Below are 25,984 nucleotides of genomic sequence, written 5' to 3'. Positions count from 1 at the left end.
CGGGCGGGTGCGCTTACCAAGCGCCTCGCCCGTTTGTGTTAGGGCGTGACTGGCATGGGCTGGTCGCGTCGACCCAATTAAGGATTCAAAGTGGCTCGCAAGACACCTATCGAGCGCTACCGTAATATCGGTATTAGCGCTCACATCGATGCCGGCAAGACGACGACGACCGAACGCATCCTGTTTTACACGGGCGTGAACCACAAGATCGGTGAAGTTCACGACGGCGCAGCAACCATGGACTGGATGGAGCAGGAGCAGGAGCGCGGCATCACCATTACGTCGGCAGCAACGACGGCCTTCTGGAAAGGCATGGCCGGCGACCGCCCCGAGCACCGCATCAACATCATCGACACCCCCGGACACGTCGACTTCACGATTGAAGTTGAACGTTCCATGCGCGTGCTCGACGGTGCGTGCATGGTCTATTGCGCTGTGGGCGGCGTTCAGCCCCAGTCGGAAACCGTGTGGCGCCAGGCGAACAAGTACAAGGTTCCTCGTCTCGCGTTCATTAACAAGATGGACCGTACTGGTGCGAACTTCTTCAAGGTCTACGACCAGCTCAAGCTGCGTCTGAAGGCGAACCCGGTTCCGGTCGTCGTGCCTATTGGCGCGGAAGACACGTTCACGGGTGTTGTCGACCTGATCAAGATGAAGGCGATCATTTGGGACGAAGCGTCCCAGGGCACCAAGTTCTCGTACGAAGACATTCCGGCCGCGTTGCAGGCTACGTGCGAAGAATGGCGTGGAAAGATGGTTGAAGCCGCTGCTGAAGCCAACGAAGAGATGATGAACAAGTACCTCGAAACGGGCGAATTGTCCGAAGAGGAAATCGTGAAGGGTCTGCGTGACCGCACGATCGCTTGTGAAATCCAGCCTATGCTGTGCGGAACCGCGTTCAAGAACAAGGGCGTGCAGCGCATGCTGGACGCTGTGCTGGACTTCCTGCCGTCGCCTATCGATATTCCGCCGGTTCTGGGCGAGCTGGAAGATGGCGAACGCGCTGAACGCCGCGCCGCTGACGACGAAAAGTTCTCGGCACTCGCATTCAAGATCATGACCGACCCGTTCGTCGGCCAGTTGATCTTCTTCCGCGTTTATTCGGGTACGACCAAGTCGGGCGACACGTTGCTGAACGCGACCAAGGACAAGAAAGAGCGTCTCGGTCGTATTTTGCTGATGCACGCAAACCAGCGCGAAGAAATCAAGGAAGTGCACGCGGGCGACATCGCTGCTGCGGTTGGACTGAAAGAAGCCACAACGGGCGACACGCTGTGCGATCCGCAACACCCGATCGTCCTGGAACGCATGATTTTCCCGGAGCCGGTGATTTCGCAGGCGGTGGAACCGAAGACGAAGGTTGACCAGGAAAAGATGGGCCTCGCGCTCAACCGCCTGGCTCAGGAAGATCCGTCGTTCCGCGTTCAAACCGACGAAGAATCCGGCCAGACCATCATTTCGGGCATGGGCGAGCTTCACCTCGAAATTCTGGTCGACCGCATGAAGCGCGAATTTGGCGTTGAGGCAACGGTTGGCAAGCCGCAAGTTGCGTATCGCGAAACGATTCGCAGCAAGGCTGAGGACGTTGATGGCAAGTTCGTGAAGCAGTCGGGCGGTCGTGGTCAGTACGGACACGCTGTCATTACGCTCGAGCCGAATGAACAAGGCAAGGGCTACGAGTTCCTGGACGAGATCAAGGGCGGCGTGATTCCGCGCGAGTACATCCCGGCCGTGGACAAGGGTATTCAGGAAACGCTGAAGGCTGGCGTGCTGGCAGGCTTCCCGGTCGTCGACGTCAAGGTTCACCTGACGTTCGGTTCGTACCATGATGTCGACTCGAACGAAAATGCGTTCCGCATGGCCGGCTCGATGGCGTTCAAGGAGGCAATGCGCCGTGCAAGCCCGGTTATCCTCGAGCCGATGATGGCTGTGGAAGTGGAAACGCCGGAAGACTACATGGGCAACGTGATGGGCGATCTTTCGAGCCGTCGCGGTATTGTTCAGGGCATGGAAGATATGATTGGCGGCGGCAAGATCGTGCGCGCTGAAGTCCCCTTGTCGGAAATGTTCGGCTATTCGACGTCGCTGCGTTCAGCGACACAAGGTCGCGCAACGTACACGATGGAGTTCAAGCACTATTCGGAAGCTCCGCGTAACGTCTCCGAAGCGATCATCAACGCGAAATCCAAGTAATTCGGCAAGCTACAAGTCTTTAACCGATCAACATTTTTGAAAGAAGGCAATCATGGCAAAAGGTAAATTCGAACGGACCAAGCCGCACGTCAACGTAGGCACGATTGGTCACGTCGACCACGGCAAGACCACGCTGACGGCAGCGATCGCGACGGTGTTGTCGAAGAAGTTCGGCGGCGAAGCGAAGGCGTATGACCAGATCGACGCGGCGCCGGAAGAAAAGGCACGCGGTATCACGATCAACACAGCGCACGTCGAGTACGAAACGCAGAACCGTCACTACGCGCACGTTGACTGCCCGGGTCACGCCGACTATGTGAAGAACATGATTACGGGTGCAGCGCAGATGGACGGCGCAATCCTGGTGTGTTCGGCCGCGGACGGCCCGATGCCGCAAACGCGTGAGCACATCCTGTTGGCCCGTCAGGTTGGCGTGCCGTACATCATCGTGTTCCTGAACAAGTGCGACATGGTTGACGACGCCGAGTTGCTGGAACTGGTGGAAATGGAAGTGCGCGAGCTTCTGTCGAAGTACGACTTCCCGGGCGACGACACGCCGATCATCAAGGGTTCGGCCAAGCTGGCGCTGGAAGGCGACACGGGCGAGCTGGGTGAAGTGGCAATTCTGAACCTGGCCAACGCGCTGGACACGTACATCCCGACGCCGGAGCGTGCAGTTGACGGTACGTTCCTGATGCCGGTGGAAGACGTGTTCTCGATCTCGGGTCGCGGCACGGTGGTGACGGGCCGTATCGAGCGTGGCGTGGTGAAGGTGGGCGAAGAAATCGAAATCATCGGTATCAAGCCGACGGTGAAGACGACGTGCACGGGCGTGGAAATGTTCCGCAAGCTGTTGGACCAAGGTCAGGCGGGCGACAACGTGGGTATTCTGTTGCGCGGCACGAAGCGTGAAGACGTGGAACGTGGTCAAGTGCTGGCCAAGCCGGGTTCGATCACGCCGCACACGCACTTCACGGCTGAAGTGTATGTGTTGAGCAAGGACGAAGGCGGCCGTCATACGCCGTTCTTCAACAACTATCGCCCGCAGTTCTACTTCCGTACCACGGACGTGACGGGTTCGATCGAGTTGCCGAAGGACAAGGAAATGGTGATGCCGGGCGACAACGTGTCGATTACGGTGAAGCTGATTGCACCGATCGCCATGGAAGAAGGCCTGCGCTTCGCTATCCGTGAAGGCGGTCGTACCGTCGGCGCCGGTGTCGTGGCCAAGGTTCTCGAGTAAAATCCTGAGCTTGTTTTAAAAGCTTGTAGTTTGTAGTCGTGCCCGGAGCCGGGCGCACGTGCCCAACGCGTACCCGGCTCCTTGCTCTTTTACCAAATCGACGGTGCAACACCGTCTCGCTCTTTCAAGGAATTGTCATGGCAAACCAGAAAATCCGCATTCGCCTGAAGGCTTTCGACTATCGTCTGATCGATCAATCGGCTGCCGAAATCGTCGATACCGCGAAGCGGACTGGCGCAATCGTACGTGGCCCGGTGCCGCTGCCGACCCGTATCCAACGTTTTGACATTTTGCGTTCGCCGCACGTCAACAAGGCGTCGCGCGATCAGCTTGAAATCCGTACCCACCAGCGCCTGATGGACATCGTCGACCCGACGGACAAGACCGTTGACGCGTTGATGAAGCTCGACTTGCCGGCTGGCGTCGACGTCGAAATCAAGTTGCAGTAAGTTTCACCCGTGCGGCTCTCGCGAGGAGCCGCGCTAAGTCTTTGATTGCTTGCGGAAAACGAAAAGCCTTGTTATACTCCAAGGCTTTTCGCGCATTTGCGCAAAAAAGTCGGCTTTTCTCGAGATGAGTTCTCAGGAATTGGCCGGCATTTTGTAAATCAGCCCCGACCAATCGCAGTTGGGAATGGAGAAAACGATGAGCCTTGGACTCGTAGGTCGCAAGGTTGGCATGACCCGTATCTTTACGCCTGAAGGGGATTCGATTCCCGTCACCGTACTGGACGTGTCGGACAACCGAGTGACGCAGATCAAGTCTGTAGAAACGGATGGTTACATCGCCGTTCAAGTTGCATTCGGCACTCGCCGCGCATCGCGCGTGACGAAGCCGCTGGCAGGTCACCTTGCCAAAGCCGGCGTTCAAGCTGGTGAAGTTCTCAAAGAATTCCAGATCGATTCCACGAAGGCTGCCGAGTTGTCGAGCGGTACTGTGATCGGTACGGACATCTTCGAAGTGGGCCAGAAAGTCGACGTGCAAGGCGTGTCGATCGGTAAGGGCTACGCCGGTACCATCAAACGTCACAACTTTGCTTCGGGTCGCGCATCGCACGGTAACTCGCGTTCGCACAACGTTCCTGGTTCGATCGGTATGGCGCAGGATCCGGGTCGTGTTTTCCCGGGTAAGCGCATGACGGGTCACATGGGCGACGAAACGGTTACGGTGCAGAATCTCGTGATCGCTCGCATTGACGCTGACCGCAATCTGTTGCTGGTTCGCGGCGCTGTTCCTGGCGCCAAGGGCGGTAAGGTCTTCGTGACGCCGGCAGTCAAGGCGCGCGCTGTGAAAGGAGCGAAATAATGGAACTTAAGCTCCTGAACGCCAATGGTCAGGAAGGCACGGGTGTGAACGCATCGGACGTCGTGTTCGGTCGCGATTACAACGAAGCGCTGATCCATCAGGTCGTCACGGCCTATCAAGCCAACGCACGTAGCGGTAACCGCGCGCAGAAGGATCGTGAGCAAGTCAAGCACACGACCAAGAAGCCGTGGCGCCAAAAGGGTACGGGCCGCGCTCGTGCCGGTATGTCGTCGAGCCCGTTGTGGCGCGGCGGTGGCCGTATCTTCCCGAATTCGCCGGAAGAAAACTTTTCGCACAAGGTCAACAAGAAGATGCATCGCGCAGGTCTCTGCTCGATCTTCTCGCAGCTCGCCCGCGAAGGCCGTATTTCGGTAGTTGACGAGCTCACGCTCGAAGCGCCGAAGACGAAGCTGCTGGCCGAAAAATTCAAGGCAATGGGTCTGGAATCGGTCCTGGTCATTACTGACACGGTCGACGAAAACCTGTACCTCGCGTCGCGCAATCTGGCCCACGTGGCCGTTGTCGAGCCGCGTTACGCCGACCCGCTCTCGTTGATCTACTTCAAGAAGATCCTGATTACGAAGGCTGCGGTCGCCCAGATCGAGGAGTTGCTGTCATGAGCGAGATTCGCAAGAACGATCATCGTTTGATGCAGGTCCTGCTCGCGCCGGTAGTCTCCGAAAAGGCGACGCTGGTGGCCGACAAGAACGAGCAAGTCGTGTTCGAAGTCGCGCCCGATGCCACGAAGCAGGAAGTGAAGGCCGCTGTCGAGCTGCTGTTCAAGGTGGAAGTCAATTCCGTCAACGTGCTGGTCACGAAGGGTAAAGCCAAGCGCTTTGGCCGATTCATGGGCAAGCGCAAAGACGTGAAGAAGGCGTATGTCTGCCTGAAGCCCGGCCAGGAAATCAACTTTGAAGCGGAGGCCAAGTAATCATGGCAATCGTAAAAGTTAAGCCGACTTCGCCGGGTCGCCGCGCGATGGTCAAGGTGGTCAACAAGGATCTGTACAAGGGCAAGCCGCACGCAGCGCTGCTCGACTCGCAGTCCGTGACCGCCGGCCGGAACAACTCCGGTCGCATCACGACGCGTCACAAGGGTGGCGGTCATAAGCAGCACTACCGTATGGTCGACTTCCGTCGCAACAAGGACGGCATTCCGGCAAAGATCGAACGTCTTGAATACGATCCGAACCGTAGCGCGAACATTGCGCTGGTTCTGTACGCAGACGGCGAGCGCAAGTACATCATCGCTCCGAAGGGCGCGACGGTGGGTCAGTCGTTGATGTCGGGTTCGGAAGCGCCGATCCGCTCGGGTAATACCCTGCCGATCCGCAACATTCCGGTCGGTACGACGATTCACTGCATCGAAATGCTGCCGGGCAAGGGCGCGCAAATGGCGCGTTCGGCTGGCACGTCCGCAATGCTGCTGGCTCGCGAAGGCACGTACGCTCAGGTTCGCCTGCGTTCGGGTGAAATTCGCCGTGTGCACGTTGAGTGCCGCGCGACGATTGGTGAAGTTGGCAACGAAGAGCACAGCCTCCGTCAAATCGGTAAGGCCGGTGCTAACCGCTGGCGCGGTATCCGCCCGACGGTGCGTGGCGTTGCAATGAACCCGGTCGATCACCCGCACGGTGGTGGTGAAGGTAAGACGGCAGCAGGTCGCGATCCGGTCAGCCCGTGGGGAACCCCGGCCAAGGGTTATCGCACCCGCAGCAACAAGCGCACGACGACGATGATCGTTCAGCGCCGTCACAAGCGCTAAGGAGTAAGCAATGGCACGTTCTGTTAAAAAAGGTCCGTTCTGCGACGCTCATTTGCTGAAGAAGGTTGAGGCTGCCGCAGCTGCGCGTGACAAGAAACCGATCAAGACCTGGTCGCGTCGTTCGACGATCCTGCCGGACTTTATCGGTCTGACGATCGCCGTGCATAACGGCCGTCAACACGTCCCGGTTTATGTTTCGGAAAACATGGTCGGCCACAAACTTGGCGAGTTCGCATTGACCCGTACGTTCAAGGGTCATGCAGCCGACAAGAAGGCCAAGAAATAAGGGGCTATCAAGATGGAAGTAAAAGCTATTCATCGCGGTGCCCGCATCTCGGCGCAGAAAACGCGTCTTGTGGCTGACCAGATCCGTGGTTTGCCGGTCGACAAGGCGCTGAACGTTCTGACGTTCTCGCCGAAGAAGGCGGCGGGTATTGTCAAGAAGGTCGTGTTGTCTGCGATCGCGAATGCGGAACACAACGAAGGCGCCGACATCGACGAGCTCAAGGTAACGAGCATCATGGTCGACAAGGCCGCTTCCCTGAAGCGTTTTACCGCGCGTGCAAAAGGCCGCGGTAACCGCATCGAGAAGCAATCCTGTCACATCACTGTGACGGTCGGGAATTAAGGAGCCATACGATGGGACAAAAAATTCATCCGACAGGCTTCCGTCTGGCTGTCAGCCGAAATTGGGCGTCGCGTTGGTACGCGAACAACACCAATTTCGCGTCGATGCTGCAGGAAGACATCGGTGTTCGTGAGTACCTGAAGAAGAAGCTGAAAAACGCTTCGGTTGGTCGGGTGGTCATCGAGCGTCCGGCAAAGAACGCACGCATCACGATTTACAGCTCGCGTCCGGGCGTTGTGATCGGCAAGAAGGGCGAGGATATCGAACTGTTGAAGTCGGAACTGCAACGCCGCATGGGCGTTCCGGTCCACGTCAACATCGAAGAAATCCGCAAGCCGGAAACCGATGCACAGTTGATCGCTGATTCGATCACGCAGCAACTCGAGCGCCGGATCATGTTCCGCCGCGCGATGAAGCGTGCGATGCAAAACGCCATGCGTCTGGGTGCCCAGGGTATCAAGATCATGAGCGCGGGCCGTCTGAACGGTATCGAAATCGCTCGTACGGAGTGGTATCGCGAAGGTCGCGTTCCGCTTCACACGCTGCGTGCCGATATTGACTACGCAACCTCGGAAGCGAAGACGACCTACGGCATCATCGGCGTGAAAGTGTGGGTCTACAAGGGCGACACGCTGGGCCGCAATGATGCACCGGTGGTCGAAGAAGTAGCCGAAGACAAGCGTCCGCGCCGCAACGCACGTCCGGGTGGCGATCGCCGTCCGCGTCGTGACGGTGAAGGTGGTGGCCCGGCAAACGCAGGTGCGCGCCGTGGCGCTCCCCGTCGTGCTGGCGGTGCCGGCGGCGACGGGAAGACTGGAGAATAACGATGCTGCAACCGAAACGCAGAAAGTATCGCAAAGAGCAAAAGGGTCGTAACACCGGCAAGGCGACGCGCGGCAACGCAGTGTCGTTCGGTGAATATGGCCTGAAGGCTATCGGTCGCGGCCGTTTGACCGCGCGCCAAATCGAAGCGGCGCGTCGTGCAATGACGCGTCACATTAAACGTGGCGGCCGTATCTGGATCCGCATTTTCCCGGACAAGCCGATCTCGCAAAAGCCGGCTGAAGTACGGATGGGTAACGGTAAAGGTAACCCTGAGTACTACGTCGCAGAGATTCAACCGGGCAAGATGTTGTATGAAATGGACGGTGTTACTGAAGAGTTGGCACGTGAAGCGTTCCGTCTGGCTGCAGCGAAGCTGCCGCTGAAGACGTACTTCGTTTCTCGCCAGCTCGGCGCCTAAGGAGCAATGATGAAGGCTTCCGAACTTCACCAGAAAGACCAGGCCGCTCTCAATCAAGAGCTGACGGACCTGCTGAAGGCGCAATTCGGCCTGCGCATGCAACTCGCGACCCAGCAATTGACGAATAACAGTCAATTGAAGAAGGTTCGTCGCGACATCGCTCGTGTGCGGACCGTCCTGACTGAGAAGGCGAACCAGAAATGAACGATAGCGTAAAAACCTCGCTCAAGCGGACGCTGGTCGGCAAGGTCGTCAGCAACAAGATGGAAAAGACGGTCACCGTGCTGGTCGAGCATCGCGTAAAGCACCCGATCTACGGCAAGTACGTCGTACGGTCGAAGAAGTACCACGCTCACGACGACGCGAACACGTATAACGAAGGCGATCTCGTCGAGATCCAGGAAACCCGTCCTATTTCCAAGACGAAAGCCTGGGTTGTATCGAAATTGCTGGAAGCTGCACGCGTTATTTAAGCGGTAAATTGCTACAAAGAAGTGTCGCAGTAACTTTCGCTTGCAAGACCGAAATTATGCGTTATAATTTCGGTCTTCCCTCTTTGTGGGAGCCCCATCGCGGGCGAAGTAGGTGGGGGAAGCCGGCGCGAACGCCAGTTCGTGTTGACAGATTCACCGGATTGCGATGGCGGGTTTCGTCTGCCCTCGCTGCCTGTTCTAACCCAAGCAGCCACCAGGCTGACGGGACCAAGACTGACCGGGTGCGCCATGGTGGCGTAGCTGGATTAAGTTGGGAAAGATAAACCATGATTCAGACCGAAACTCGGCTTGAAGTTGCCGACAACACGGGTGCACGTGAAGTGATGTGCATCAAGGTGCTCGGCGGCTCGAAGCGTCGTTACGCTAGCATTGGCGACATCATCAAGGTGACCGTCAAGGAAGCAACGCCGCGCGGACGCGTGAAGAAGGGCGAAATCTACAACGCCGTGGTCGTTCGTACGGCCAAGGGCGTGCGCCGCCAGGACGGCTCGCTGATCAAGTTCGACGGCAATGCCGCCGTACTTTTGAATGCCAAGCTCGAGCCTATCGGTACGCGTATTTTCGGACCGGTTACGCGTGAATTGCGTAGTGAACGATTTATGAAGATCGTTTCGCTCGCGCCGGAAGTGCTGTAAGGAGTCGCGATGAATAAGATTCGCAAAGGTGACGAAGTTATCGTTACCGCTGGCAAAGATAAAGGCAAGCGCGGCGTCGTGCTGTCTGTTGGTGAAGAGCGTGTGACGGTCGAGGGTATCAATCTCGTCAAGAAGCATGTCAAGCCGAACCCGATGAAGGGTACGACGGGCGGCGTGGAAGCCAAGACGATGCCGCTGCATATTTCGAACGTCGCATTGGTCGACGCGAATGGCAAGGCGTCACGTGTGGGCATCAAGGTCGAAGGCGACAAGAAGGTTCGCTTCTTGAAGTCGACCGGTGCCACGCTTAGCGTCTGACGCGGAGTAAAAAATGGCACGTCTGCAAGAATTTTATAAAGAGAAGGTTGTACCCGGCCTCGTTGAGAAGTTCGGCTACAAGTCCATCATGGAAGTGCCGCGCATCACCAAGATCACCCTGAACATGGGTCTTGGCGAAGCCGTCGCCGACAAGAAGATCATCGAAAACGCCGTTGGCGACCTGACGAAGATTGCCGGCCAGAAGCCGGTTATCACGAAGGCACGCAAGGCTATCGCTGGCTTCAAGATTCGTCAGGGCTACCCGATCGGCGCGATGGTTACGCTGCGCGGCCAGGCCATGTACGAATTTCTCGATCGTTTCGTGACGGTTGCGCTCCCCCGGGTTCGCGACTTCCGCGGTGTATCGGGTCGTGCGTTCGACGGTCGCGGCAACTACAACATCGGTGTGAAAGAGCAGATCATTTTCCCCGAGATCGACTACGACAAGATCGACGCGCTTCGTGGGCTGAACATCAGCATCACGACGACCGCGAAGACTGACGATGAAGCGAAGGCACTGCTCGCCAGCTTCAAGTTCCCGTTCAGAAACTGAGGTTACCGTGGCTAAACTGGCACTGATCGAACGTGAAAAGAAGCGTGCTCGCCTCGCTGCAAAGTACGCTCCCAAGCGTACGGCGCTCAAGGCAGTCATCGATGACGCGAGCAAGTCGGACGAAGAGCGTTACGCCGCTCGTCTCGAACTGCAACAACTGCCCCGCAACTCGAACCCCACTCGCAAGCGTAACCGCTGCGCGATCACGGGTCGTCCGCGTGGCACGTTCCGCAAATTCGGATTGGCACGCAGCAAGATTCGCGAAATCGCTTTCCGCGGCGAAATCCCTGGCCTGACCAAGGCGAGCTGGTAATAGGAGATACGTAAATGAGCATGAGTGATCCTATCGCCGATATGCTGACTCGCATCCGCAATGCGCAGATGGTTGAGAAAGTGTCGGTGACAATGCCCTCGTCGAAAGTCAAGGTTGCGATTGCGCAGGTTTTGAAGGACGAAGGTTATATCGACGATTTCGCAGTGAAGTCTGAAGGTGCGAAGTCGGAATTGAATATCGCGTTGAAGTACTACGCTGGCCGTCCGGTTATCGAGCGCATTGAACGCGTCTCGAAGCCTGGTCTGCGTGTGTATCGCGGTCGTAACGACATTCCGGTTGTGATGAACGGTCTTGGCGTTGCAATCGTGTCGACGCCCCAGGGTGTGATGACCGACCGCAAGGCGCGCCAGACCGGCGTCGGCGGCGAAGTCCTCTGCTACGTCGCTTAAGCCGAAAAGGAGAAGAAACATGTCTCGAGTAGGTAAAAGCCCGATTACGCTGCCGCAAGGCGCGGAAGTGGCCTTTAGCGGCGAAGTGATCACCGTCAAGGGCCCGCTGGGTACGATTACGCAAGCGGCCAACCCGCTTGTTACGGTAGCAAACGACAACGGCACGCTCAACTTCGCCCCGGCTGATGAAAGCCGTGAAGCGAATGCGATGTCGGGCACGATGCGCGCCCTTGTGGCGAACATGGTGAATGGCGTTACGAAGGGTTTCGAGCGCAAGCTGACGCTGGTTGGCGTTGGTTATCGCGCGCAGGCGCAGGGCGACAAGCTGAATCTGTCGCTGGGTTTCTCGCACCCCGTGGTGCACGCGATGCCGGAAGGCGTCAAAGTTGAAACCCCGACGCAAACCGAAATCGTGATCAAGGGGATCGACAAGCAGAAAGTTGGCCAGGTCGCTGCGGAAGTTCGTGGCTACCGTCCGCCGGAGCCCTACAAGGGCAAGGGCGTGCGCTACTTCGGCGAAGTCGTCATCCTCAAAGAAACGAAGAAGAAGTAAGGGTGCGCAATCATGGATAAGACTCAATCTCGCCTGCGCCGCGCTAAACAGACGCGCGTCAAGATCGCTGAGCTGCAGGTCGCACGTCTGGCTGTGCATCGCACGAACACGCATATCTATGCGCAAGTGTTCTCGCCGTGCGGCACCAAGGTGCTGGCAAGCGCGTCGACGCTCGAAGCTGAAGTGCGTGCCGAACTGGCCGACAAGACCGGTAAGGGCGGCAACGTCAACGCTGCGATCGCTGTCGGTAAGCGTATTGCTGAAAAAGCCAAGGCAGCCGGCGTCGAATCCGTCGCCTTCGACCGTTCAGGTTTCCGTTACCACGGCCGCGTGAAAGCGCTGGCTGATGCGGCACGCGAAGCCGGACTCAAGTTCTAAGGGAAGAATTCGTCATGGCAAAGATGCAAGCGAATGTGAAGGCTGAAGAACGCGACGACGGCCTCCGTGAAAAGATGATCGCGGTCAATCGCGTGACCAAGGTTGTGAAGGGCGGCCGGATTCTCGGTTTTGCCGCACTGACCGTGGTTGGTGATGGCGATGGCCGCATCGGCATGGGCAAGGGCAAAGCGAAGGAAGTTCCGGTTGCTGTTCAAAAGGCAATGGAACAAGCACGCCGCAACATGTTCAAGGTGCCGTTGAAGAACGGTACGCTGCAACACGAAGTGCACGGTAAGCATGGTGCATCCGCTGTTCTTTTGGCTCCGGCCAAGGACGGTACGGGTGTTATCGCCGGCGGCCCGATGCGCGCAGTGTTCGACGTGATGGGCGTTCAAAACGTTGTGGCGAAGAGCCACGGTTCGACGAATCCGTACAACCTCGTTCGTGCAACGCTCGACGGTCTGCGCAAGCAGTCCACGCCGGGCGACATCGCGGCGAAGCGCGGCAAGTCCGTCGAAGATATTTTGGGCTAAGCCAGGTGGTCACCATGTCTGAAAAAACTGTCAAGGTTCAGCTCGTGAAGAGCCTGATTGGGACCCGTGAAACGCATCGTGCAACGGTGCGTGGTCTGGGCCTGCGCCGACTCAACTCGGTCAGCGAACTGCAGGACACGCCGGCAGTGCGCGGGATGATCAACAAGGTTTCGTACCTTGTCAAAGTCCTCAGCTAAGCGGCTGACCAGGGATCAAGGAGTTGAATATGGATTTGAATAACCTCAAGCCGGCAGAAGGCGCGAAGCACGCAAAGCGTCGCGTTGGCCGCGGTATCGGTTCCGGCCTCGGCAAGACCGCGGGTCGCGGTCACAAGGGTCAGAAATCGCGTTCGGGCGGCTTTCATAAAGTCGGCTTCGAAGGCGGTCAGATGCCTTTGCAACGTCGTCTGCCGAAGCGCGGCTTTAGCTCGCTGACGCGTGAGTTCGTTGGTGAAGTGCGTCTGTCGGATCTCGAAAAGCTGCCGGTCGACGAAGTCGATTTGTTGGCGTTGAAGCAAGCTGGTCTGGTCGGCGTACTCATTACGAGCGCAAAGATCATCAAGACGGGCGAACTGACGCGCAAGATCACGGTTAAGGGCCTCAGCGCTACAAAGGGTGCCCGTGCTGCGATCGAAGCCGCCGGCGGCTCGTTCGCCGAGTAACGTGCGCGTGTTGTCGTTGTTAGCGAAAGCATCGGAGAAGGTTCTTGGCTAATAGCCCGAGTCTCGCAAAATCCGGTCGAAGCGCTGCGAAGTTCGGCGATCTGCGTCGGCGTGCAATGTTCTTGCTGCTGGCGCTGATCGTCTACCGTATCGGTGCGCATATTCCGGTGCCGGGTATCGACCCGGATCAACTGGCGAAGCTTTTCCAGAGCCAGTCAGGCGGCATCCTGGGCATGTTCAACATGTTCTCGGGTGGTGCGCTGTCCAGGTTCACGATCTTCGCGCTTGGGATCATGCCGTACATCTCGGCGTCGATCATCATGCAGTTGCTGTCGATCGTTTCGCCGCAAATGGAAGCGCTGAAGAAAGAAGGGCAGGCAGGGCAACGGAAGATCACGCAGTACACGCGTTACTTCACGGTTGTTCTGGCAACGTTCCAGGCCTTCGGCATTGCGGTGGCGCTGGAAAATCAAGCTGGGCTCGTTATCGATCCTGGCATGGTGTTCCGGCTGACGACGGTAGTGACGTTGGTGACCGGCACGATGTTCCTGATGTGGCTGGGCGAGCAGATCACGGAACGTGGATTGGGCAACGGCATCTCGATCATCATTTTCGGTGGTATTGCGGCGGGTTTCCCGAACGCAATCGGTGGTCTCTTTGAACTGGTTCGTACCGGTTCCATGAGCATCATTTCGGCGATCATCATTGTCGTGCTGATTGCGGCGGTAACGTTTCTGGTGGTTTTCATCGAACGCGGCCAGCGCAAGATCCTGGTGAACTACGCCAAGCGTCAGGTCGGAAACAAGATTTACGGCGGTCAGTCTTCGCATTTGCCGCTGAAGTTGAACATGTCGGGTGTGATTCCGCCGATTTTCGCGTCGTCGATCATCCTCTTCCCGGCAACTATCCTGAACTGGTTCAGTTCGGGTACGCGGACCGGCTGGTTCGCGAACACGCTGCACAACGTTGCCGAGGCGCTCAAACCCGGTCAACCGGTGTACGTGTTGCTGTACGCGATGGCGATCGTTTTTTTCTGCTTCTTCTACACCGCACTGGTGTTCAACAGCAGAGAGACGGCCGACAACCTGAAGAAGAGTGGTGCCTTCGTACCGGGGATTCGTCCGGGTGACCAGACGGCACGGTATATCGACCGGATTCTCACGCGTTTGACGCTGGCCGGTGCGATCTACATCGTGTTTGTTTGCTTGCTGCCAGAGTTTCTGGTGTTGCGTTGGAACGTGCCGTTTTACTTCGGTGGAACGTCGCTGCTGATCATTGTCGTGGTCACGATGGATTTCATGGCGCAGGTTCAGTCCTACGTTATGTCGCAGCAGTATGAATCGCTGCTCAAGAAGGCGAACTTCAAGGGTAGCAACGTCCCGATGCGCTAGGCAGGACGGTGGCCAAAGGCGGCGGAAGGTGACTCTCCCGCTGCTGGCCACCCCGGCGACAAGGTAACGGTTGAGTTGACCCCTTACGATCTGTCTCGTACACGGATCGTGTTACGGGCGAAGTGATTTGAAAAAAGGGTAATATCATGAAAGTGATGGCATCGGTTAAGCGCATTTGCCGCAATTGCAAGATCATCAAGCGCAAGGGCGTTGTGCGCGTGATTTGCAGCTCTGATCCGCGCCACAAACAGCGTCAAGGCTGAACGCCGCGCTTTTGCTTGCGCTTTTTGTTTGAGGAAAAACAATGGCTCGTATCGCAGGGGTTAACATCCCGAATCACCAGCATACTGAAATCGGCCTCACGGCAATTTTCGGTGTAGGTCGCACGCGCGCTCGCAACATTTGCGTGGCGTCTGGTGTGGAGTTTTCGAAGAAGGTCAAAGACCTCACTGACGCAGACCTCGAAAAGCTGCGAGAAGAAGTGGGTAAGTTCATCGTAGAAGGCGACCTGCGTCGCGAAGTGACGATGAATATCAAGCGCCTGATGGACTTGGGCTGCTACCGTGGCGTTCGCCATCGCAAGGGCTTGCCCATGCGTGGACAGCGCACGCGTACGAATGCCCGTACCCGCAAGGGTCCGCGTCGTGCAGCGCAATCGCTGAAGAAGTAAGCGGAATATAGTTACAGGAAAACGTAATGGCTAAGGCTTCGAACAACTCCGCGGCGCAACGCGTTCGCAAGAAGGTCAAGAAGAACGTCGCCGAGGGCGTGGTTCACGTTCACGCGTCGTTCAACAACACCATCATCACGATCACCGATCGCCAGGGCAATGCACTCGCCTGGGCAACGTCGGGTGGCCAGGGCTTCAAGGGTTCGCGTAAATCGACCCCGTTCGCAGCTCAGGTCGCAGCCGAGTCGGCTGGCCGCGTGGCAATGGAATACGGCGTGAAGAACCTCGAAGTGCGGATCAAGGGCCCTGGTCCTGGGCGTGAATCGGCGGTGCGTGCGCTGCATGGTCTTGGCATCAAGATCACCGCAATCTCCGACGTGACACCGGTTCCGCACAACGGTTGCCGTCCGCCGAAGCGTCGTCGTATCTAAGGCGTCGCGTAGCGCTTTGACCTGTTGACGCTCGCGCGTCGACGGGTTGCTTGCGTTATGAAATCAGCGTTAAGAATACTGACTAAGCCCACCGTTCGATCCACCGAGTTCGAACTAGCGCGAACGTACTTCGCGTGATCAATTATTAAGGATGCAAAGTGGCACGTTATACCGGTCCTAAAGCCAAGCTGTCCCGCCGTGAAGGTACTGATCTTTTTCTGAAGAGCGCACGCCGTTCGCTCGCCGACAAGTGCAAACTCGACAGCAAGCCGGGTCAGCACGGTCGTACGTCGGGCGCTCGTACGTCCGACTACGGCACGCAATTGCGTGAAAAGCAAAAAGTGAAGCGTATTTATGGCGTGCTGGAACGCCAGTTCCGCCGTTACTTCGCTGAAGCTGATCGCCGCAAGGGCCCGACGGGCGAAAACCTGCTGCAATTGCTTGAGTCGCGTCTCGACAACGTGGTGTATCGCATGGGCTTCGGCTCCACGCGCGCTGAAGCGCGTCAGTTGGTCGGCCACAAGTCGATCACGGTGAACGGCGTAGTGAACAACATCCCGTCGATGCAAGTTAAGGCAGGCGACGTGGTCGCGGTTCGCGAACAGTCGCGCAAGCAAGTGCGGATTCTGGAAGCACTGAACCTGGCTGAGCAAGGCGGAATGCCGAGCTGGGTCACGGTCGATGCCAAGAAGTTCGAAGGCACGTTCAAGGGCATGCCGGATCGCGCTGATATTGCTGGCGATATCAACGAAAGCCTGATCGTCGAATTGTATTCGCGTTAATCGGATTAGCGGCCGGGGCACCCTGATTGCGGAAGGCAAGGGGTTGCCTCGGCTGTTTATTTTCGGGTTGTCACCGGTCAGCCTTATCGGCGTAACGAGCCGAGGGTATTGAAAAGGAAAACCTATGCAAACCAGTTTGTTGAAGCCCAAGATTATTGCAGTCGAATCGCTTGGCGACAGCCACGCGAAAGTGGTCATGGAGCCGTTCGAACGGGGCTATGGTCACACCTTGGGCAACGCGCTTCGGCGCGTGCTGCTGTCGTCGATGATTGGTTATGCGCCGACCGAAGTGACGATTGCAGGCGTCGTGCATGAATATTCTACGCTCGACGGCGTGCAAGAAGATGTGGTCAACCTGCTGCTGAATTTGAAGGGCGTCGTTTTCAAGCTGCATAACCGCGACGAAGTCACGGTTACGCTGCGCAAGGAAGGCGAAGGCGTTGTTACGGCTGGGGATATCGAACTCGCGCACGATTGCGAAGTCATCAATCCCGGTCATGTGATCGCGCATCTTTCGAAGGGCGGCAAGCTCGACGTTCAGATCAAGATTGAAAAGGGCCGCGGCTATGTGCCGGGCAACGTGCGTCGCTATGGTGAAGATTCGGCGAAGATCATTGGCCGTATCGTGCTGGACGCGTCGTTTTCGCCAGTTTTGCGCGTGAGTTATGCTGTTGAAAGCGCTCGCGTCGAACAGCGTACCGACCTCGACAAGCTCGTGATGAACATCGAAACCAACGGCGTGATTTCGCCTGAGGAGGCGATTCGTCAGTCAGCCCGTATCCTGGTCGATCAGTTGTCGGTATTCGCGGCACTGGAAGGCACGGAAGCAGCGGCAGAAGCACCGTCGCGCGCACCGCAGATCGATCCGATCCTGCTGCGTCCGGTCGATGATCTCGAACTTACGGTTCGTTCCGCGAACTGCCTGAAGGCCGAGAACATCTATTACATCGGCGATTTGATCCAGCGCACGGAAAACGAATTGCTGAAGACGCCTAATCTCGGCCGGAAGTCGCTGAACGAGATCAAGGAAGTCTTGGCGTCGCGTGGCCTGACGCTCGGTATGAAGCTCGAAAACTGGCCGCCGGCCGGTCTCGACAAGTAAGGATCAAGCTGCACGCTTGACTGGCAAAGATGCGGATTTTCCTTTAGAATCCGCATCTTGCTTTTTCTACGACCGGCCCGTGCGCTCAAGAGTTTTCTCAAGAGACGTAATAGAAGAGCTGGATCTAAACTCGATTAATCTGGAAATTCAAAATGCGCCATAAACATGGTTTGCGGAAACTGAACCGCACGAGCAGCCACCGTCTGGCTATGCTCCGTAATATGTCGAACTCGCTGATCGCGCACGAAGTCATCAAGACAACGCTGCCGAAAGCCAAAGAACTCCGTAAGGTTGTTGAGCCGCTGATCACGCTCGGCAAGAAGCCGTCGCTGGCAAATCGTCGTCTGGCGTTCAACCGCCTGCGCGATCGTGATTCCGTTGCGAAGCTGTTCGACGTGCTCGGCCCGCGTTACGAAACGCGTCCGGGCGGCTACCTCAGCATTCTGAAGTTCGGCTTCCGTCAAGGCGACAACGCGCCAATGGCGCTGGTCATGTTGATGGACCGTCCGGAACTCGCTGAAGCTGACGACGTGCAAGAAGCTGAATAAGCCTTGGAGCATGTGTCGGACTAAAAAGGCCAAGCTTTGCTTGGCCTTTTTTACGTCCAGCGACGGACCAAGCCACGCGACACTGATAGGCCGATTGGCCTAATGTCAGGCGTCGGCTCCGAATGCTACGATTGCGTCCATATCGATTGATTTGGAGTTTTTCGTGAATACGCCCGTCGTCCTTGTTCTCACGACGCTACCCGACAGTGACACCGCATCGGCGCTGGCGCAGCAGGTGATCGACGCACGGCTTGCAGCCTGCGTGACCGAGCTGGGCTTGGTCAAGTCGCGGTATTGGTGGAAGGGAAAAGTCGAGGCGGCTGACGAGCTTCAACTTCTGTTCAAGACGAGTCTTGGGCGAGGCGATGAACTAGCCCGCTTCATCGAGTCGAATCATCCTTACGAAACACCTGAAATTGTCTCGTGGCAGGCCGATGCGTCAGCGGCTTACGGACAGTGGATCATCGCGGAAACTCAACGTCCTCTTAATGTTTAAGTCCTTCGCTTTCTGCTCGCGCCGGCCGCTCGATGCAGTACTCATGTTGCTGTCGTGCTTCGTCCTGATGTTCGGTTCGATTTCGATCACGCGCGCAGCCGACGATTTCCTCGATCCGGCCGTGGCGTTCAAATTCAGCGCGAGCGAGAAGCCCGGCGAAATTGATGTGCGGTATAAGGTCGCAGAAGGCTACTACATGTACCGGGAGCGTTTTGCGTTTGCTGTCAAAAGCGGTAGCGCGACGCTCGGCGAAGCCAAGTTGCCGGCTGGCAAGGTGCACTTCGATCAAACCTTCAACAAGGACGTGGAAACGTATCGCGGAGAACTGCTGATCCGGATTCCGGTGAAGCAGGCTTCGGGTCCGTTCGATCTTGCGGTGACGTCGCAAGGATGTGCCGATCAGGGCATCTGCTATCCGCCGGCCGAGCGCGTTTATCACGTGACGGGCGCCGCATTGCAAGCGGCAATGGCGGCTACAGGCACGCAGGCCGCTGAGAACGCCGGCGATATCCCCTGGTACGATCGCGCGACCAACGCCGACTACGCACAATCGCTGCTGGAAAGCGGAGGTTTCTTCGCGATCGTCGGGTTGTACTTCGTGGCGGGTATCGTATTGAGTTTGCTGCCGTGCTCCTATCCGATGATTTCGATTCTCTCGGCCATCATCATTGGCGAAGGCGCGCGGGTTACACGGTCGCGCGGGTTCGGATTATCGGCTGCGTACGTGTTCGGCATGGCCCTTGTGTATACGGCGCTCGGCGTGCTCGCCGCAATGATCGGGCAAAGCCTGGGCGCGTGGCTGCAAAACCCGTGGGTGCTCGGCGCCTTCGGCGTATTGCTCGCAGTCTTCGCGCTTACGCTGATCGCGGGTGTGGATATCGCATTGCCGGCGCGGTGGCAAAACAGCGTCAACAATGCGTCGCAGAAGCGCTCGGGCGGGAAGGTCGCTGCAGTGATCGTCATGGGCGCGCTGTCGGCGCTCGTGGTCGGTGCGTGCATGACCGCGCCACTGTTCGCCGTGCTGGCGTTCATTGCGCATACGGGCAACGCGCTGCTCGGCGGCGCTGCGCTCTTTTCGATGGGAGTCGGACTCGGCGTTCCGCTTCTGATCATCGGGCTCGGTGCCGGGACATTGCTGCCACGCGCAGGCAACTGGATGGACGGCGTCAAGGTTTCCTTCGGCGTAATCTTGCTCGCGGCAGCGTTGTGGATCGTCTGGCCGGTGCTGGGCGCGGTGGTGCAGATGGCGCTGGCTGCATTGTGGTTGCTTATGGCGGCAGCGGCGCTTGGGTTGTTTTCATCGGGCGCATTGAGTGGGTCAATCTGGCGCCGCCTCGGCCGGGGAATCGGCGCGCTGCTTGCGATCTGGGGCGCGGCGCTGCTCGTGGGCCTCGCCGCGGGGTCAACCGATCCGCTCCGGCCGCTTGCCGTTTTCACCGCACGTGCCGGCAGCGCGACGCCAGCCGCAACTCAGGCTTCAGCCCCCGGCGAGACCTTCGCGCCGGTCAAGTCATCGGCGCAACTGGATCTCGCACTCAAGGCTGCAGGCCGTCCGGCGATGCTCGATTTCTACGCCGACTGGTGCGTGTCGTGCAAGGAAATGGAGCACCTGACGTTCACCGATCCTCAAGTGCGTGCGCGTTTGGCGCAACTCAACCTGCTGCGCGCCGACGTAACTGCGAACAACGCCGACGATCAAGCTTTGCTGAAGCGTTTCAAGCTCTTCGGACCGCCGGGCATCATCTTCTTCGATGCCCAAGGTAACGAGGTCGCACGCGTCGTAGGCTATGAGTCGGCGGACAAGTTCTTGCGAAGCCTCGACAAGCTCGCTTCACCGACCGCCTAGACTCTTCCGCTCGCTGAACGCAAAAAGGCGACGCATTTGCGTCGCCTTTTTGCGTTCAAACGTTCAAACCAAAATAGCCGCTACTTCGAAGCCCGCAGAATCCGGGCTGCATCCAGAGCGAAGTAGGTGAGCACGCCATCCGCGCCCGCACGCTTGAATGCGAGCAATGATTCCATCATGGTCTTGTCGTGATCGAGCCAGCCGTTTTGCGCGGCGGCCTTGATCATTGCGTACTCGCCGCTGACCTGGTACGCGTAGGTCGGAAACCGGAACTCTTCCTTCACGCGATACACAATGTCCAGATAAGGCATGCCCGGCTTGACCATCACCATGTCCGCGCCTTCTTCAATGTCCATGCGCACTTCGCGCAGGGCTTCGTCGGAGTTGGCCGGGTCCATCTGGTAGGTCATCTTGTTGCTCTTGCCGAGGTTCGTAGCGGAGCCGACGGCATCGCGAAACGGACCGTAGAACGCCGACGCGAACTTCGCAGCATACGCCATGATCCGCGTGTGCACGTGGCCATCGCTTTCGAGCATTTCGCGAATTGCGCCGATCCGGCCGTCCATCATGTCCGAAGGCGCGACGATATCCACGCCGGCTTCAGCCTGGGTACGCGCCTGTTCAACGAGGATCTCGCTGGTTTCGTCGTTGATGACGTAGCCCTGTTCATCCAGTACGCCGTCCTGCCCGTGGCTGGTGTAAGGGTCCAGCGCGACATCGGTCAGCACGCCCAATTCGGGGAAATGCTTTTTCAGCTCGCGCACGGCGCGCGGCACCAGGCCTTCAGGATTTGTCGCCTCACGGCCGTCCGGTGTTTTCAACGACGGTTCGATAGCCGGAAACAGCGAAATGACCGGCACGCCCAGTTCCATGCACTGCTCGGCGACTTTCATCAGCAGGTCGACGGAAGTTCGCTCGACGCCGGGCATGGACGGAACAGCCTGACGCAGATTCGTTCCCTCGACGATAAACACCGGATAGATCAGGTCGTTGGTCGACAAGAGGTTTTCACGCATCAGACGGCGCGAAAAGTCGTCCCGGCGCATGCGGCGCGGACGATGATGCGGATAGAAACTCATGAGTTTTGCTCGGGAATGTTGGAAACGCGAAGTTGTCGGGAAGCGGCGGCTAGATCATACGGCGCACGGCTCGAAGCGTCGCAGACCCCAAGCCAGGCGGCTTCAGAACCATTTCGAGACAATGGTATATCATACCGGTCGAGCAAGGCGCCTGGCGCCGAACTCCCCGCTTCTCCTCCCTGAGCGGGCGCCTGTGGCGATTCGTAAAGGATTCGATCAGGCTGTTTGGCCCGCCGTCATGCGGCGGGCTTTTTTATGCCGGGAACATGTGCACCCGTTCCAGGCTCACTGTGAGGCTCACTGCGCCTCGTCTGCCGGATCGCTTTCTTCAATCGCCTTGGGAATCAGCCAGCTTTCGATCTTCTCGTGGGCTTCATCTAGTCCAACGCGCTTCAACGCTGAAAAGAGCTGAACGGTCAGTTCCCCGCGATACCCCGCGGCCGTGTATTCATCGAAAGCTTTCTTGGTCGCGCGCAGTGTGTTGATGCTCTCCTGGCGCGTCAATTTGTCGCATTTCGTCAGCAATGCATGAATAGGCTTGCCGGTAGGCGCAAACCACTCGAGCATGATCTTGTCGAGCTCGGTGAGCGGCCGGCGCGAATCCATCATCAGGATCATGCCGACCAGTTGGGCCCGGCTCTGCAAATAGGTGGACAACAATGCCTGCCAATGGAGCTTGGCGTTGCCCGACACTTCGGCGTACCCATAGCCCGGCAAGTCCACCACGTGGGCCTTCGGCTGGTCTGCCGGTCCAATGGCGAAGTAATTGATATGCTGGGTGCGCCCCGGCGTCTTGCTCGCGAACGCGAGCCGTTTCTGGTTGCACAGCAGGTTGATGGCGGTCGACTTGCCGGCATTCGAGCGCCCCGCGAACGCAATCTCCGGCTGCGGCGTGGGAGGCAGATCGCGTAAGTGATTGACCGTCGTAAAGAAACGGGCCTGATGAAGCAGGAATGACGACATGGGAAGACCGAAAGTGAAATTCTGTGGAAACTCGAGCTGTAAGGAGCCACTGAATACTGGGCTTGCCCCGACTGGCGTCTTTGCGTTTAGCGAGTTATTGTACAATACGACGGTCGTATGAAGACCAGCCAGGGCACGCAAGACCCAAGCGGCATAAGGAGTGAGACAGGTTTTAAAGGCAGATTTCGGGGCGCGCGGCGGGTGAATTTTTAGCCCATGCCGAACTCGTATCGCGTCCTCTGTCGGGTGTCTTGCAGTGCATCGGTAACCGTCGTTTTGCAGAACCTCACAATTCTCACAAGACGAATAACAGGGTACGCGAATGAACCGACTGTACAAGACTCTGATGGCCTTGGAATTAGCAGCAGCATTCGGAGCGGGGTTGGTAGGCTGGACACTCACGGCGCAGGCGGCAAACGCAGCGGAACCCGCAGCCGCCGCGGCGCCGGCCAAACCTGATGTCGCGCGGGGCCAGGCGATTGCCACCCAGGTCTGCGCGGCGTGTCACGGAGCAGATGGCAACAGCGCCGGTGGCGCATTTCCAAAGCTCGCTGGCCAGCACGCCGAGTACATCGTCAAGCAGTTGAAGGATTACAAGACGCAGCCGGGCGCGAAAGAGCCGGCGCGCAAGAATGCGATCATGGCCGGAATTGCAAGCGCATTGAACGATCAGGACGTGGTCAACGTGGCTGCGTATTTTGAGACACAGAAGGCGAAGCCTGGTTACGCGCGGGACAAGAACACGGTTCCGCTTGGAATGAAGATTTATCGTGGCGGGGTGACGGATCGAGGCGTTCCCGCTTGCGCCGCGTGTCATGGTGCGACGGGTATGGGCGTACCCGTGCAGTATCCGCGGTTGTCGGGACAGTGGGCTGATTACACGGCGGCGCAGCTTACCGCGTTCGCGCAAGGCACGCGCAACAACAGCGAGCCCATGCACACCATCGCGCTGCGCCTGAATGAAGCGGAAGTGAAGGCGGTCGCGGATTACATCGCCGGTTTGCATTGAAGCAGCAGTCTGCAGCGGGCACGAGTCTGCATTAAGATGCGCGCAGCGTCGTACGTACGTCACCGCCAATCGGCGAGCCGTTTGGCATAGTGCGAACCCAGCATTAACAAGTAACACGAAGCCGGTCCGACGAGATCGGCGCGCAAATAAGAAAAAGGGTGGGACGCCGGTCGTGCGCCGGTGCGTCTCCACCCTTTTTTGCTGTTCAGCCGGAGTTTGAATGAGCGTCACCACGTCGGGATTGCAGTCGAAGTCGAGCCGTAGCAGCGTACGTCATGCCATCGAAACGATCAGTTCGATGCGCTTTGCCATCGCGCTGCTCGTGATTCTTGCGATAGCGAGCATTATCGGGACCGTGCTTACGCAAGAAGATCCCTACCCGAATTACGTCAATCAGTTCGGTCCGTTCTGGGCCGATATTTTCCGCGGCCTGAGCCTCTACAACGTGTACAGCGCGTGGTGGTTCATGCTGATCCTGATCTTCCTGGTGATATCGGTGTCGCTGTGCGTGATCCGCAACGGCCCGAAGATGATCGCGGACATGAAAAGCTGGAAGGATCGGGTGCGCGAAGGAAGCCTGCGCGCGTTCCATCACAAGGGCGAGTATCCGCCGGTGCCGGATTCGCGCGCCGAGACCGCCGCAAAGCTGCAACGGCTTTCCGGCAAGATGGGCTACAAGTTCAGGACGCTGGAGACGGAAAGCGGCGCCACGCTGATCGCGGCGAAGCGCGGCGCGTTGACCAAGCTCGGTTATATCTCGGCGCATCTGGCGATCGTGGTGATCTGTATTGGTGGTCTGCTCGACAGCAACCTGCCCATCAAGCTGCAGATGTGGCTCTTCAACAAGACGCCGATTGCGTCGAACGAAGTGATCAATGACATTCCGGTGTCTCATCGGTTGTCGGCGTCCAATCCTACGTTTCGTGGTTACGCCTGGGTGCCCGAAGGGCAGCACGTTGCGACCGCGATCCTGAATCAGCAGGACGGCTCGCTCATCCAAGACCTGCCGTTTTCGATCCAACTCGATAAATTCATCGTCGACTACTACTCGACGGGCATGCCGAAGCTGTTCGCGAGCGATATCGTGGTGATCGATCATGCGACCGGCAAGCGCATTCCGGCGCGCGTCGAAGTGAACAAGCCGTTCACCTACGACAACATTTCCATCTATCAATCGAGCTTTCAGGACGGCGGCTCGAAACTCTCCATGACCGCCTGGCCCATGTCCGGCGGCAGCACGAAAACGGTGCCGTTCGAAGGCGCGATTGGTGGCACGGCGCCAATGAGCCCGCAGATCATTGGCGGAAATGGCGAAAGCGTCGAGTTCACCGATTTCCGCGCGATCAACGTCGAAAACATTACTGATGGCAACGGCACCATCGACGCACGCGGCGTAGGCAAGACGCAAACGCTGCGCGAGGCATTCGACGAACGGCTCGGCTCCGGCGCGAAGACATCGCGGCCAACGGACTTGCGCAACGTGGGGCCATCGGTGCAATACAAGGTGCGCGGCACCGACGGCCAGGCGCGCGAGTTCAACAACTACATGCTGCCCGTCGACGTTCAAGGCCAGCCGATGTTCCTCGCCGGCATGCGCCTGAGTCCGAACGATCCGTTCCGCTACCTGCGCATTCCCGCCGACGAACAAAGCTCGATCAAACAATGGATGAACCTGCGCGCCGCGTTGGAAACGCCGGCCATGCGGGCGGAAGCCGCGCGTCGTTTCGCGCAGCGCTCCGTGCCCGAAGCCAACGCGGGTTTGCAGAAGCATCTGGAAGAAAGCGCGTTGCGCGTGCTGAATCTGTTCGCGGGCTCCGATGAAAGCGGCGCGGCGGCGCAGCCCGGCGCAACGGTCGGCGGATTCCAGGCGATCGCGGGTTTCATCGATAAATCGGTGCCCAAAGGCGAGCAGGAAAAGGCGGCGGGCTTGTTGCTGCGCATGCTGGAAGGCGCGACATGGGACTTGTGGCAAATTTCGCGCGCGCAAAATGGCATGCCCGAAGCGCAGGCGGATGCGAAAAACACGCAGTTCGTGCAGTCATCGATCAATGCGCTTTCCGACAGCTTTCTGTATGGCGCGCCTGTTTTCCTGCAACTGGATTCCTTCAAGCAGATCCAGGCGTCCGTGTTCCAGTTGACGCGCGCACCGGGTAAAAAAGTGGTGTATCTTGGCAGCCTCCTGCTCGTACTCGGCATTTTCTCGATGTTTTACGTACGGGAACGCCGTCTCTGGTTCTGGCTCAAAGACTCGACAACGGGCGGCACCAGCGTATTGATGGCAATGTCCACCGCGCGGCGGACACTCGATTTCGAGAAGGAATTCGCGCAAACGCGTGACGCAATAGGCGCGGCGCTTGGCGTCAAATCGCAGCCGGCGGCGGTATTGTCATCGCCGGAAACGCCTACGGACGTCAAGTCCAGCGGCTCGCACGATTCAACCCGGTAA

General features: G+C 58.1%; 36 protein-coding genes and 1 pseudogene. 35 read left to right on the top strand and 2 right to left on the bottom strand.

Features of this window, described 5'->3' with window-relative positions:
- Positions 1–90 precede the first annotated feature (90 nt).
- The 33 genes and pseudogenes from fusA (at position 91) to dsbD (ending at position 20,487) form a co-directional block, all read left to right on the top strand.
- Positions 91–2,193 (top strand): elongation factor G, encoded by a 2,103-nt coding sequence (fusA, locus tag ACRWA7_RS31705; protein WP_060858184.1) that lies wholly within the window; start codon positions 91–93, stop codon positions 2,191–2,193.
- A 52-nt stretch (positions 2,194–2,245) separates the two neighbouring features.
- Entirely contained in the window at positions 2,246–3,436 is a 1,191-nt protein-coding gene (gene tuf / locus ACRWA7_RS31700) for an elongation factor Tu (RefSeq protein WP_060858177.1), read from the top strand.
- Between the two features lie 137 nt (positions 3,437–3,573).
- The gene (rpsJ, locus tag ACRWA7_RS31695; RefSeq protein WP_056355405.1) at positions 3,574–3,885 is read left to right on the top strand and encodes a 30S ribosomal protein S10; all 312 of its coding nucleotides are present in this window, start codon (positions 3,574–3,576) and stop codon (positions 3,883–3,885) included.
- Between the two features lie 196 nt (positions 3,886–4,081).
- Positions 4,082–4,741, top strand: a complete 660-nt coding sequence (rplC, locus tag ACRWA7_RS31690) for a 50S ribosomal protein L3 (protein WP_438394633.1) — start codon at positions 4,082–4,084, stop codon at positions 4,739–4,741.
- Positions 4,741–5,361: a 50S ribosomal protein L4 gene (gene rplD / locus ACRWA7_RS31685; RefSeq protein WP_056355407.1), complete on the top strand. Its 621-nt coding sequence runs from the start codon at positions 4,741–4,743 to the stop codon at positions 5,359–5,361. The genes rplC and rplD overlap by 1 nt, the downstream gene beginning before the upstream one ends.
- Complete coding sequence (rplW, locus tag ACRWA7_RS31680; RefSeq protein ID WP_060858186.1) at positions 5,358–5,672, top strand: 50S ribosomal protein L23; 315 nt, start codon at positions 5,358–5,360, stop codon at positions 5,670–5,672. Before rplD ends, rplW begins: the two co-directional genes overlap by 4 nt.
- Positions 5,673–5,674: 2 nt before the next feature.
- Positions 5,675–6,502 carry a 50S ribosomal protein L2 gene (gene rplB / locus ACRWA7_RS31675; RefSeq protein ID WP_060858187.1) on the top strand — a complete coding sequence of 276 codons (828 nt, stop codon included), beginning with the start codon at positions 5,675–5,677 and terminating at the stop codon, positions 6,500–6,502.
- Positions 6,503–6,512: 10 nt separating this feature from the next.
- Positions 6,513–6,788 carry a 30S ribosomal protein S19 gene (rpsS, locus tag ACRWA7_RS31670; RefSeq protein ID WP_031361579.1) on the top strand — a complete coding sequence of 92 codons (276 nt, stop codon included), beginning with the start codon at positions 6,513–6,515 and terminating at the stop codon, positions 6,786–6,788.
- A gap of 12 nt (positions 6,789–6,800) precedes the next feature.
- Complete coding sequence (gene rplV, locus ACRWA7_RS31665) at positions 6,801–7,130, top strand: 50S ribosomal protein L22 (protein ID WP_031361578.1); 330 nt, start codon at positions 6,801–6,803, stop codon at positions 7,128–7,130.
- 11 nt (positions 7,131–7,141) lie between these two features.
- Positions 7,142–7,954 carry a 30S ribosomal protein S3 gene (gene rpsC, locus ACRWA7_RS31660; RefSeq protein WP_047845338.1) on the top strand — a complete coding sequence of 271 codons (813 nt, stop codon included), beginning with the start codon at positions 7,142–7,144 and terminating at the stop codon, positions 7,952–7,954.
- Positions 7,955–7,956: 2 nt separating this feature from the next.
- Positions 7,957–8,373: a 50S ribosomal protein L16 gene (rplP, locus tag ACRWA7_RS31655; protein ID WP_031361576.1), complete on the top strand. Its 417-nt coding sequence runs from the start codon at positions 7,957–7,959 to the stop codon at positions 8,371–8,373.
- 9 nt (positions 8,374–8,382) lie between these two features.
- Complete coding sequence (rpmC, locus tag ACRWA7_RS31650) at positions 8,383–8,577, top strand: 50S ribosomal protein L29 (RefSeq protein WP_047845339.1); 195 nt, start codon at positions 8,383–8,385, stop codon at positions 8,575–8,577.
- Positions 8,574–8,846, top strand: a complete 273-nt coding sequence (gene rpsQ / locus ACRWA7_RS31645) for a 30S ribosomal protein S17 (RefSeq protein WP_056355415.1) — start codon at positions 8,574–8,576, stop codon at positions 8,844–8,846. The genes rpmC and rpsQ overlap by 4 nt, the downstream gene beginning before the upstream one ends.
- A gap of 287 nt (positions 8,847–9,133) precedes the next feature.
- Positions 9,134–9,502 (top strand): 50S ribosomal protein L14, encoded by a 369-nt coding sequence (gene rplN, locus ACRWA7_RS31640; protein WP_006052212.1) that lies wholly within the window; start codon positions 9,134–9,136, stop codon positions 9,500–9,502.
- A gap of 9 nt (positions 9,503–9,511) precedes the next feature.
- Positions 9,512–9,820: a 50S ribosomal protein L24 gene (gene rplX, locus ACRWA7_RS31635; RefSeq protein ID WP_056355419.1), complete on the top strand. Its 309-nt coding sequence runs from the start codon at positions 9,512–9,514 to the stop codon at positions 9,818–9,820.
- Positions 9,821–9,833: 13 nt separating this feature from the next.
- The gene (rplE, locus tag ACRWA7_RS31630) at positions 9,834–10,373 is read left to right on the top strand and encodes a 50S ribosomal protein L5 (protein ID WP_035933066.1); all 540 of its coding nucleotides are present in this window, start codon (positions 9,834–9,836) and stop codon (positions 10,371–10,373) included.
- A gap of 7 nt (positions 10,374–10,380) precedes the next feature.
- Positions 10,381–10,686, top strand: coding sequence for a 30S ribosomal protein S14 (gene rpsN / locus ACRWA7_RS31625; RefSeq protein WP_031361570.1), 306 nt, complete (start codon positions 10,381–10,383; stop codon positions 10,684–10,686).
- 14 nt (positions 10,687–10,700) lie between these two features.
- Positions 10,701–11,096: a 30S ribosomal protein S8 gene (gene rpsH / locus ACRWA7_RS31620; protein WP_031361569.1), complete on the top strand. Its 396-nt coding sequence runs from the start codon at positions 10,701–10,703 to the stop codon at positions 11,094–11,096.
- A 19-nt stretch (positions 11,097–11,115) separates the two neighbouring features.
- Positions 11,116–11,649 (top strand): 50S ribosomal protein L6, encoded by a 534-nt coding sequence (gene rplF, locus ACRWA7_RS31615; protein WP_056355422.1) that lies wholly within the window; start codon positions 11,116–11,118, stop codon positions 11,647–11,649.
- A 12-nt stretch (positions 11,650–11,661) separates the two neighbouring features.
- Entirely contained in the window at positions 11,662–12,027 is a 366-nt protein-coding gene (rplR, locus tag ACRWA7_RS31610) for a 50S ribosomal protein L18 (protein WP_047845342.1), read from the top strand.
- 14 nt (positions 12,028–12,041) lie between these two features.
- A complete protein-coding gene (gene rpsE / locus ACRWA7_RS31605) occupies positions 12,042–12,560 on the top strand; it encodes a 30S ribosomal protein S5 (protein ID WP_031361566.1) in 519 nt (172 codons plus the stop codon).
- A gap of 14 nt (positions 12,561–12,574) precedes the next feature.
- Positions 12,575–12,757, top strand: coding sequence for a 50S ribosomal protein L30 (gene rpmD / locus ACRWA7_RS31600; protein ID WP_056355429.1), 183 nt, complete (start codon positions 12,575–12,577; stop codon positions 12,755–12,757).
- Positions 12,758–12,786: 29 nt separating this feature from the next.
- Entirely contained in the window at positions 12,787–13,221 is a 435-nt protein-coding gene (gene rplO, locus ACRWA7_RS31595) for a 50S ribosomal protein L15 (protein ID WP_060858188.1), read from the top strand.
- Positions 13,222–13,265: 44 nt separating this feature from the next.
- The gene (secY, locus tag ACRWA7_RS31590; RefSeq protein ID WP_056355435.1) at positions 13,266–14,612 is read left to right on the top strand and encodes a preprotein translocase subunit SecY; all 1,347 of its coding nucleotides are present in this window, start codon (positions 13,266–13,268) and stop codon (positions 14,610–14,612) included.
- A gap of 51 nt (positions 14,613–14,663) precedes the next feature.
- A pseudogene (infA, locus tag ACRWA7_RS31585) lies at positions 14,664–14,738 on the top strand (translation initiation factor IF-1); the annotation flags it as partial.
- A 20-nt stretch (positions 14,739–14,758) separates the two neighbouring features.
- On the top strand, positions 14,759–14,875 hold the full coding sequence (gene rpmJ, locus ACRWA7_RS31580; protein WP_004199844.1) for a 50S ribosomal protein L36: 117 nt from the start codon (positions 14,759–14,761) through the stop codon (positions 14,873–14,875).
- A 41-nt stretch (positions 14,876–14,916) separates the two neighbouring features.
- The gene (gene rpsM, locus ACRWA7_RS31575) at positions 14,917–15,282 is read left to right on the top strand and encodes a 30S ribosomal protein S13 (protein ID WP_047845347.1); all 366 of its coding nucleotides are present in this window, start codon (positions 14,917–14,919) and stop codon (positions 15,280–15,282) included.
- Between the two features lie 26 nt (positions 15,283–15,308).
- On the top strand, positions 15,309–15,713 hold the full coding sequence (gene rpsK, locus ACRWA7_RS31570) for a 30S ribosomal protein S11 (protein WP_006052224.1): 405 nt from the start codon (positions 15,309–15,311) through the stop codon (positions 15,711–15,713).
- A 158-nt stretch (positions 15,714–15,871) separates the two neighbouring features.
- Positions 15,872–16,495, top strand: a complete 624-nt coding sequence (rpsD, locus tag ACRWA7_RS31565; RefSeq protein WP_060858189.1) for a 30S ribosomal protein S4 — start codon at positions 15,872–15,874, stop codon at positions 16,493–16,495.
- Positions 16,496–16,619: 124 nt separating this feature from the next.
- Complete coding sequence (locus tag ACRWA7_RS31560; protein WP_047845349.1) at positions 16,620–17,597, top strand: DNA-directed RNA polymerase subunit alpha; 978 nt, start codon at positions 16,620–16,622, stop codon at positions 17,595–17,597.
- Between the two features lie 152 nt (positions 17,598–17,749).
- Positions 17,750–18,145 (top strand): 50S ribosomal protein L17, encoded by a 396-nt coding sequence (gene rplQ / locus ACRWA7_RS31555; protein ID WP_060858190.1) that lies wholly within the window; start codon positions 17,750–17,752, stop codon positions 18,143–18,145.
- A 163-nt stretch (positions 18,146–18,308) separates the two neighbouring features.
- A complete protein-coding gene (gene cutA, locus ACRWA7_RS31550) occupies positions 18,309–18,641 on the top strand; it encodes a divalent-cation tolerance protein CutA (protein ID WP_060858246.1) in 333 nt (110 codons plus the stop codon).
- Entirely contained in the window at positions 18,634–20,487 is a 1,854-nt protein-coding gene (gene dsbD, locus ACRWA7_RS31545) for a protein-disulfide reductase DsbD (RefSeq protein ID WP_438394621.1), read from the top strand. Before cutA ends, dsbD begins: the two co-directional genes overlap by 8 nt.
- A gap of 80 nt (positions 20,488–20,567) precedes the next feature.
- Here dsbD and hemB read toward each other — a convergent pair whose 3' ends face one another.
- The gene (gene hemB / locus ACRWA7_RS31540) at positions 20,568–21,566 is read right to left on the bottom strand and encodes a porphobilinogen synthase (RefSeq protein ID WP_060858191.1); all 999 of its coding nucleotides are present in this window, start codon (positions 21,564–21,566) and stop codon (positions 20,568–20,570) included.
- A gap of 297 nt (positions 21,567–21,863) precedes the next feature.
- Positions 21,864–22,529 carry a ribosome biogenesis GTP-binding protein YihA/YsxC gene (gene yihA / locus ACRWA7_RS31535; protein WP_060858192.1) on the bottom strand — a complete coding sequence of 222 codons (666 nt, stop codon included), beginning with the start codon at positions 22,527–22,529 and terminating at the stop codon, positions 21,864–21,866.
- A 322-nt stretch (positions 22,530–22,851) separates the two neighbouring features.
- Here yihA and ACRWA7_RS31530 point away from each other — a divergent pair, with 322 nt between their 5' ends.
- Positions 22,852–23,538, top strand: a complete 687-nt coding sequence (locus ACRWA7_RS31530) for a c-type cytochrome (protein ID WP_438394618.1) — start codon at positions 22,852–22,854, stop codon at positions 23,536–23,538.
- 220 nt (positions 23,539–23,758) lie between these two features.
- Positions 23,759–25,984: a cytochrome c biogenesis protein ResB gene (locus ACRWA7_RS31525; protein ID WP_438394615.1), complete on the top strand. Its 2,226-nt coding sequence runs from the start codon at positions 23,759–23,761 to the stop codon at positions 25,982–25,984.

Source organism: Caballeronia sp. DA-9, from assembly GCF_051615025.1.
GTDB classification, from domain to species: domain Bacteria; phylum Pseudomonadota; class Gammaproteobacteria; order Burkholderiales; family Burkholderiaceae; genus Caballeronia; species Caballeronia sordidicola.
This window is presented reverse-complemented; position numbering and strand designations above follow the sequence as displayed.

Bases quoted from the DNA above. Each gene is read 5' to 3' on its own strand.
- tuf (WP_060858177.1), top strand. From the start codon at position 2,246: ATGGCAAAAGGTAAATTCGAACGGACCAAGCCGCACGTCAACGTAGGC.
- rpsJ (WP_056355405.1), top strand. From the start codon at position 3,574: ATGGCAAACCAGAAAATCCGCATTCGCCTGAAGGCTTTCGACTATCGT.
- rplC (WP_438394633.1), top strand. From the start codon at position 4,082: ATGAGCCTTGGACTCGTAGGTCGCAAGGTTGGCATGACCCGTATCTTT.
- rplD (WP_056355407.1), top strand. From the start codon at position 4,741: ATGGAACTTAAGCTCCTGAACGCCAATGGTCAGGAAGGCACGGGTGTG.
- rplW (WP_060858186.1), top strand. From the start codon at position 5,358: ATGAGCGAGATTCGCAAGAACGATCATCGTTTGATGCAGGTCCTGCTC.
- rplB (WP_060858187.1), top strand. From the start codon at position 5,675: ATGGCAATCGTAAAAGTTAAGCCGACTTCGCCGGGTCGCCGCGCGATG.
- rpsS (WP_031361579.1), top strand. From the start codon at position 6,513: ATGGCACGTTCTGTTAAAAAAGGTCCGTTCTGCGACGCTCATTTGCTG.
- rplV (WP_031361578.1), top strand. From the start codon at position 6,801: ATGGAAGTAAAAGCTATTCATCGCGGTGCCCGCATCTCGGCGCAGAAA.
- rpsC (WP_047845338.1), top strand. From the start codon at position 7,142: ATGGGACAAAAAATTCATCCGACAGGCTTCCGTCTGGCTGTCAGCCGA.
- rplP (WP_031361576.1), top strand. From the start codon at position 7,957: ATGCTGCAACCGAAACGCAGAAAGTATCGCAAAGAGCAAAAGGGTCGT.
- rpmC (WP_047845339.1), top strand. From the start codon at position 8,383: ATGAAGGCTTCCGAACTTCACCAGAAAGACCAGGCCGCTCTCAATCAA.
- rpsQ (WP_056355415.1), top strand. From the start codon at position 8,574: ATGAACGATAGCGTAAAAACCTCGCTCAAGCGGACGCTGGTCGGCAAG.
- rplN (WP_006052212.1), top strand. From the start codon at position 9,134: ATGATTCAGACCGAAACTCGGCTTGAAGTTGCCGACAACACGGGTGCA.
- rplX (WP_056355419.1), top strand. From the start codon at position 9,512: ATGAATAAGATTCGCAAAGGTGACGAAGTTATCGTTACCGCTGGCAAA.
- rplE (WP_035933066.1), top strand. From the start codon at position 9,834: ATGGCACGTCTGCAAGAATTTTATAAAGAGAAGGTTGTACCCGGCCTC.
- rpsH (WP_031361569.1), top strand. From the start codon at position 10,701: ATGAGCATGAGTGATCCTATCGCCGATATGCTGACTCGCATCCGCAAT.
- rplF (WP_056355422.1), top strand. From the start codon at position 11,116: ATGTCTCGAGTAGGTAAAAGCCCGATTACGCTGCCGCAAGGCGCGGAA.
- rplR (WP_047845342.1), top strand. From the start codon at position 11,662: ATGGATAAGACTCAATCTCGCCTGCGCCGCGCTAAACAGACGCGCGTC.
- rpsE (WP_031361566.1), top strand. From the start codon at position 12,042: ATGGCAAAGATGCAAGCGAATGTGAAGGCTGAAGAACGCGACGACGGC.
- rpmD (WP_056355429.1), top strand. From the start codon at position 12,575: ATGTCTGAAAAAACTGTCAAGGTTCAGCTCGTGAAGAGCCTGATTGGG.
- rplO (WP_060858188.1), top strand. From the start codon at position 12,787: ATGGATTTGAATAACCTCAAGCCGGCAGAAGGCGCGAAGCACGCAAAG.
- rpmJ (WP_004199844.1), top strand. From the start codon at position 14,759: ATGAAAGTGATGGCATCGGTTAAGCGCATTTGCCGCAATTGCAAGATC.
- rpsM (WP_047845347.1), top strand. From the start codon at position 14,917: ATGGCTCGTATCGCAGGGGTTAACATCCCGAATCACCAGCATACTGAA.
- rpsK (WP_006052224.1), top strand. From the start codon at position 15,309: ATGGCTAAGGCTTCGAACAACTCCGCGGCGCAACGCGTTCGCAAGAAG.
- ACRWA7_RS31560 (WP_047845349.1), top strand. From the start codon at position 16,620: ATGCAAACCAGTTTGTTGAAGCCCAAGATTATTGCAGTCGAATCGCTT.
- rplQ (WP_060858190.1), top strand. From the start codon at position 17,750: ATGCGCCATAAACATGGTTTGCGGAAACTGAACCGCACGAGCAGCCAC.
- dsbD (WP_438394621.1), top strand. From the start codon at position 18,634: ATGTTTAAGTCCTTCGCTTTCTGCTCGCGCCGGCCGCTCGATGCAGTA.
- hemB (WP_060858191.1), bottom strand. From the start codon at position 21,566: ATGAGTTTCTATCCGCATCATCGTCCGCGCCGCATGCGCCGGGACGAC.
- yihA (WP_060858192.1), bottom strand. From the start codon at position 22,529: ATGTCGTCATTCCTGCTTCATCAGGCCCGTTTCTTTACGACGGTCAAT.
- ACRWA7_RS31530 (WP_438394618.1), top strand. From the start codon at position 22,852: ATGAACCGACTGTACAAGACTCTGATGGCCTTGGAATTAGCAGCAGCA.
- ACRWA7_RS31525 (WP_438394615.1), top strand. From the start codon at position 23,759: ATGAGCGTCACCACGTCGGGATTGCAGTCGAAGTCGAGCCGTAGCAGC.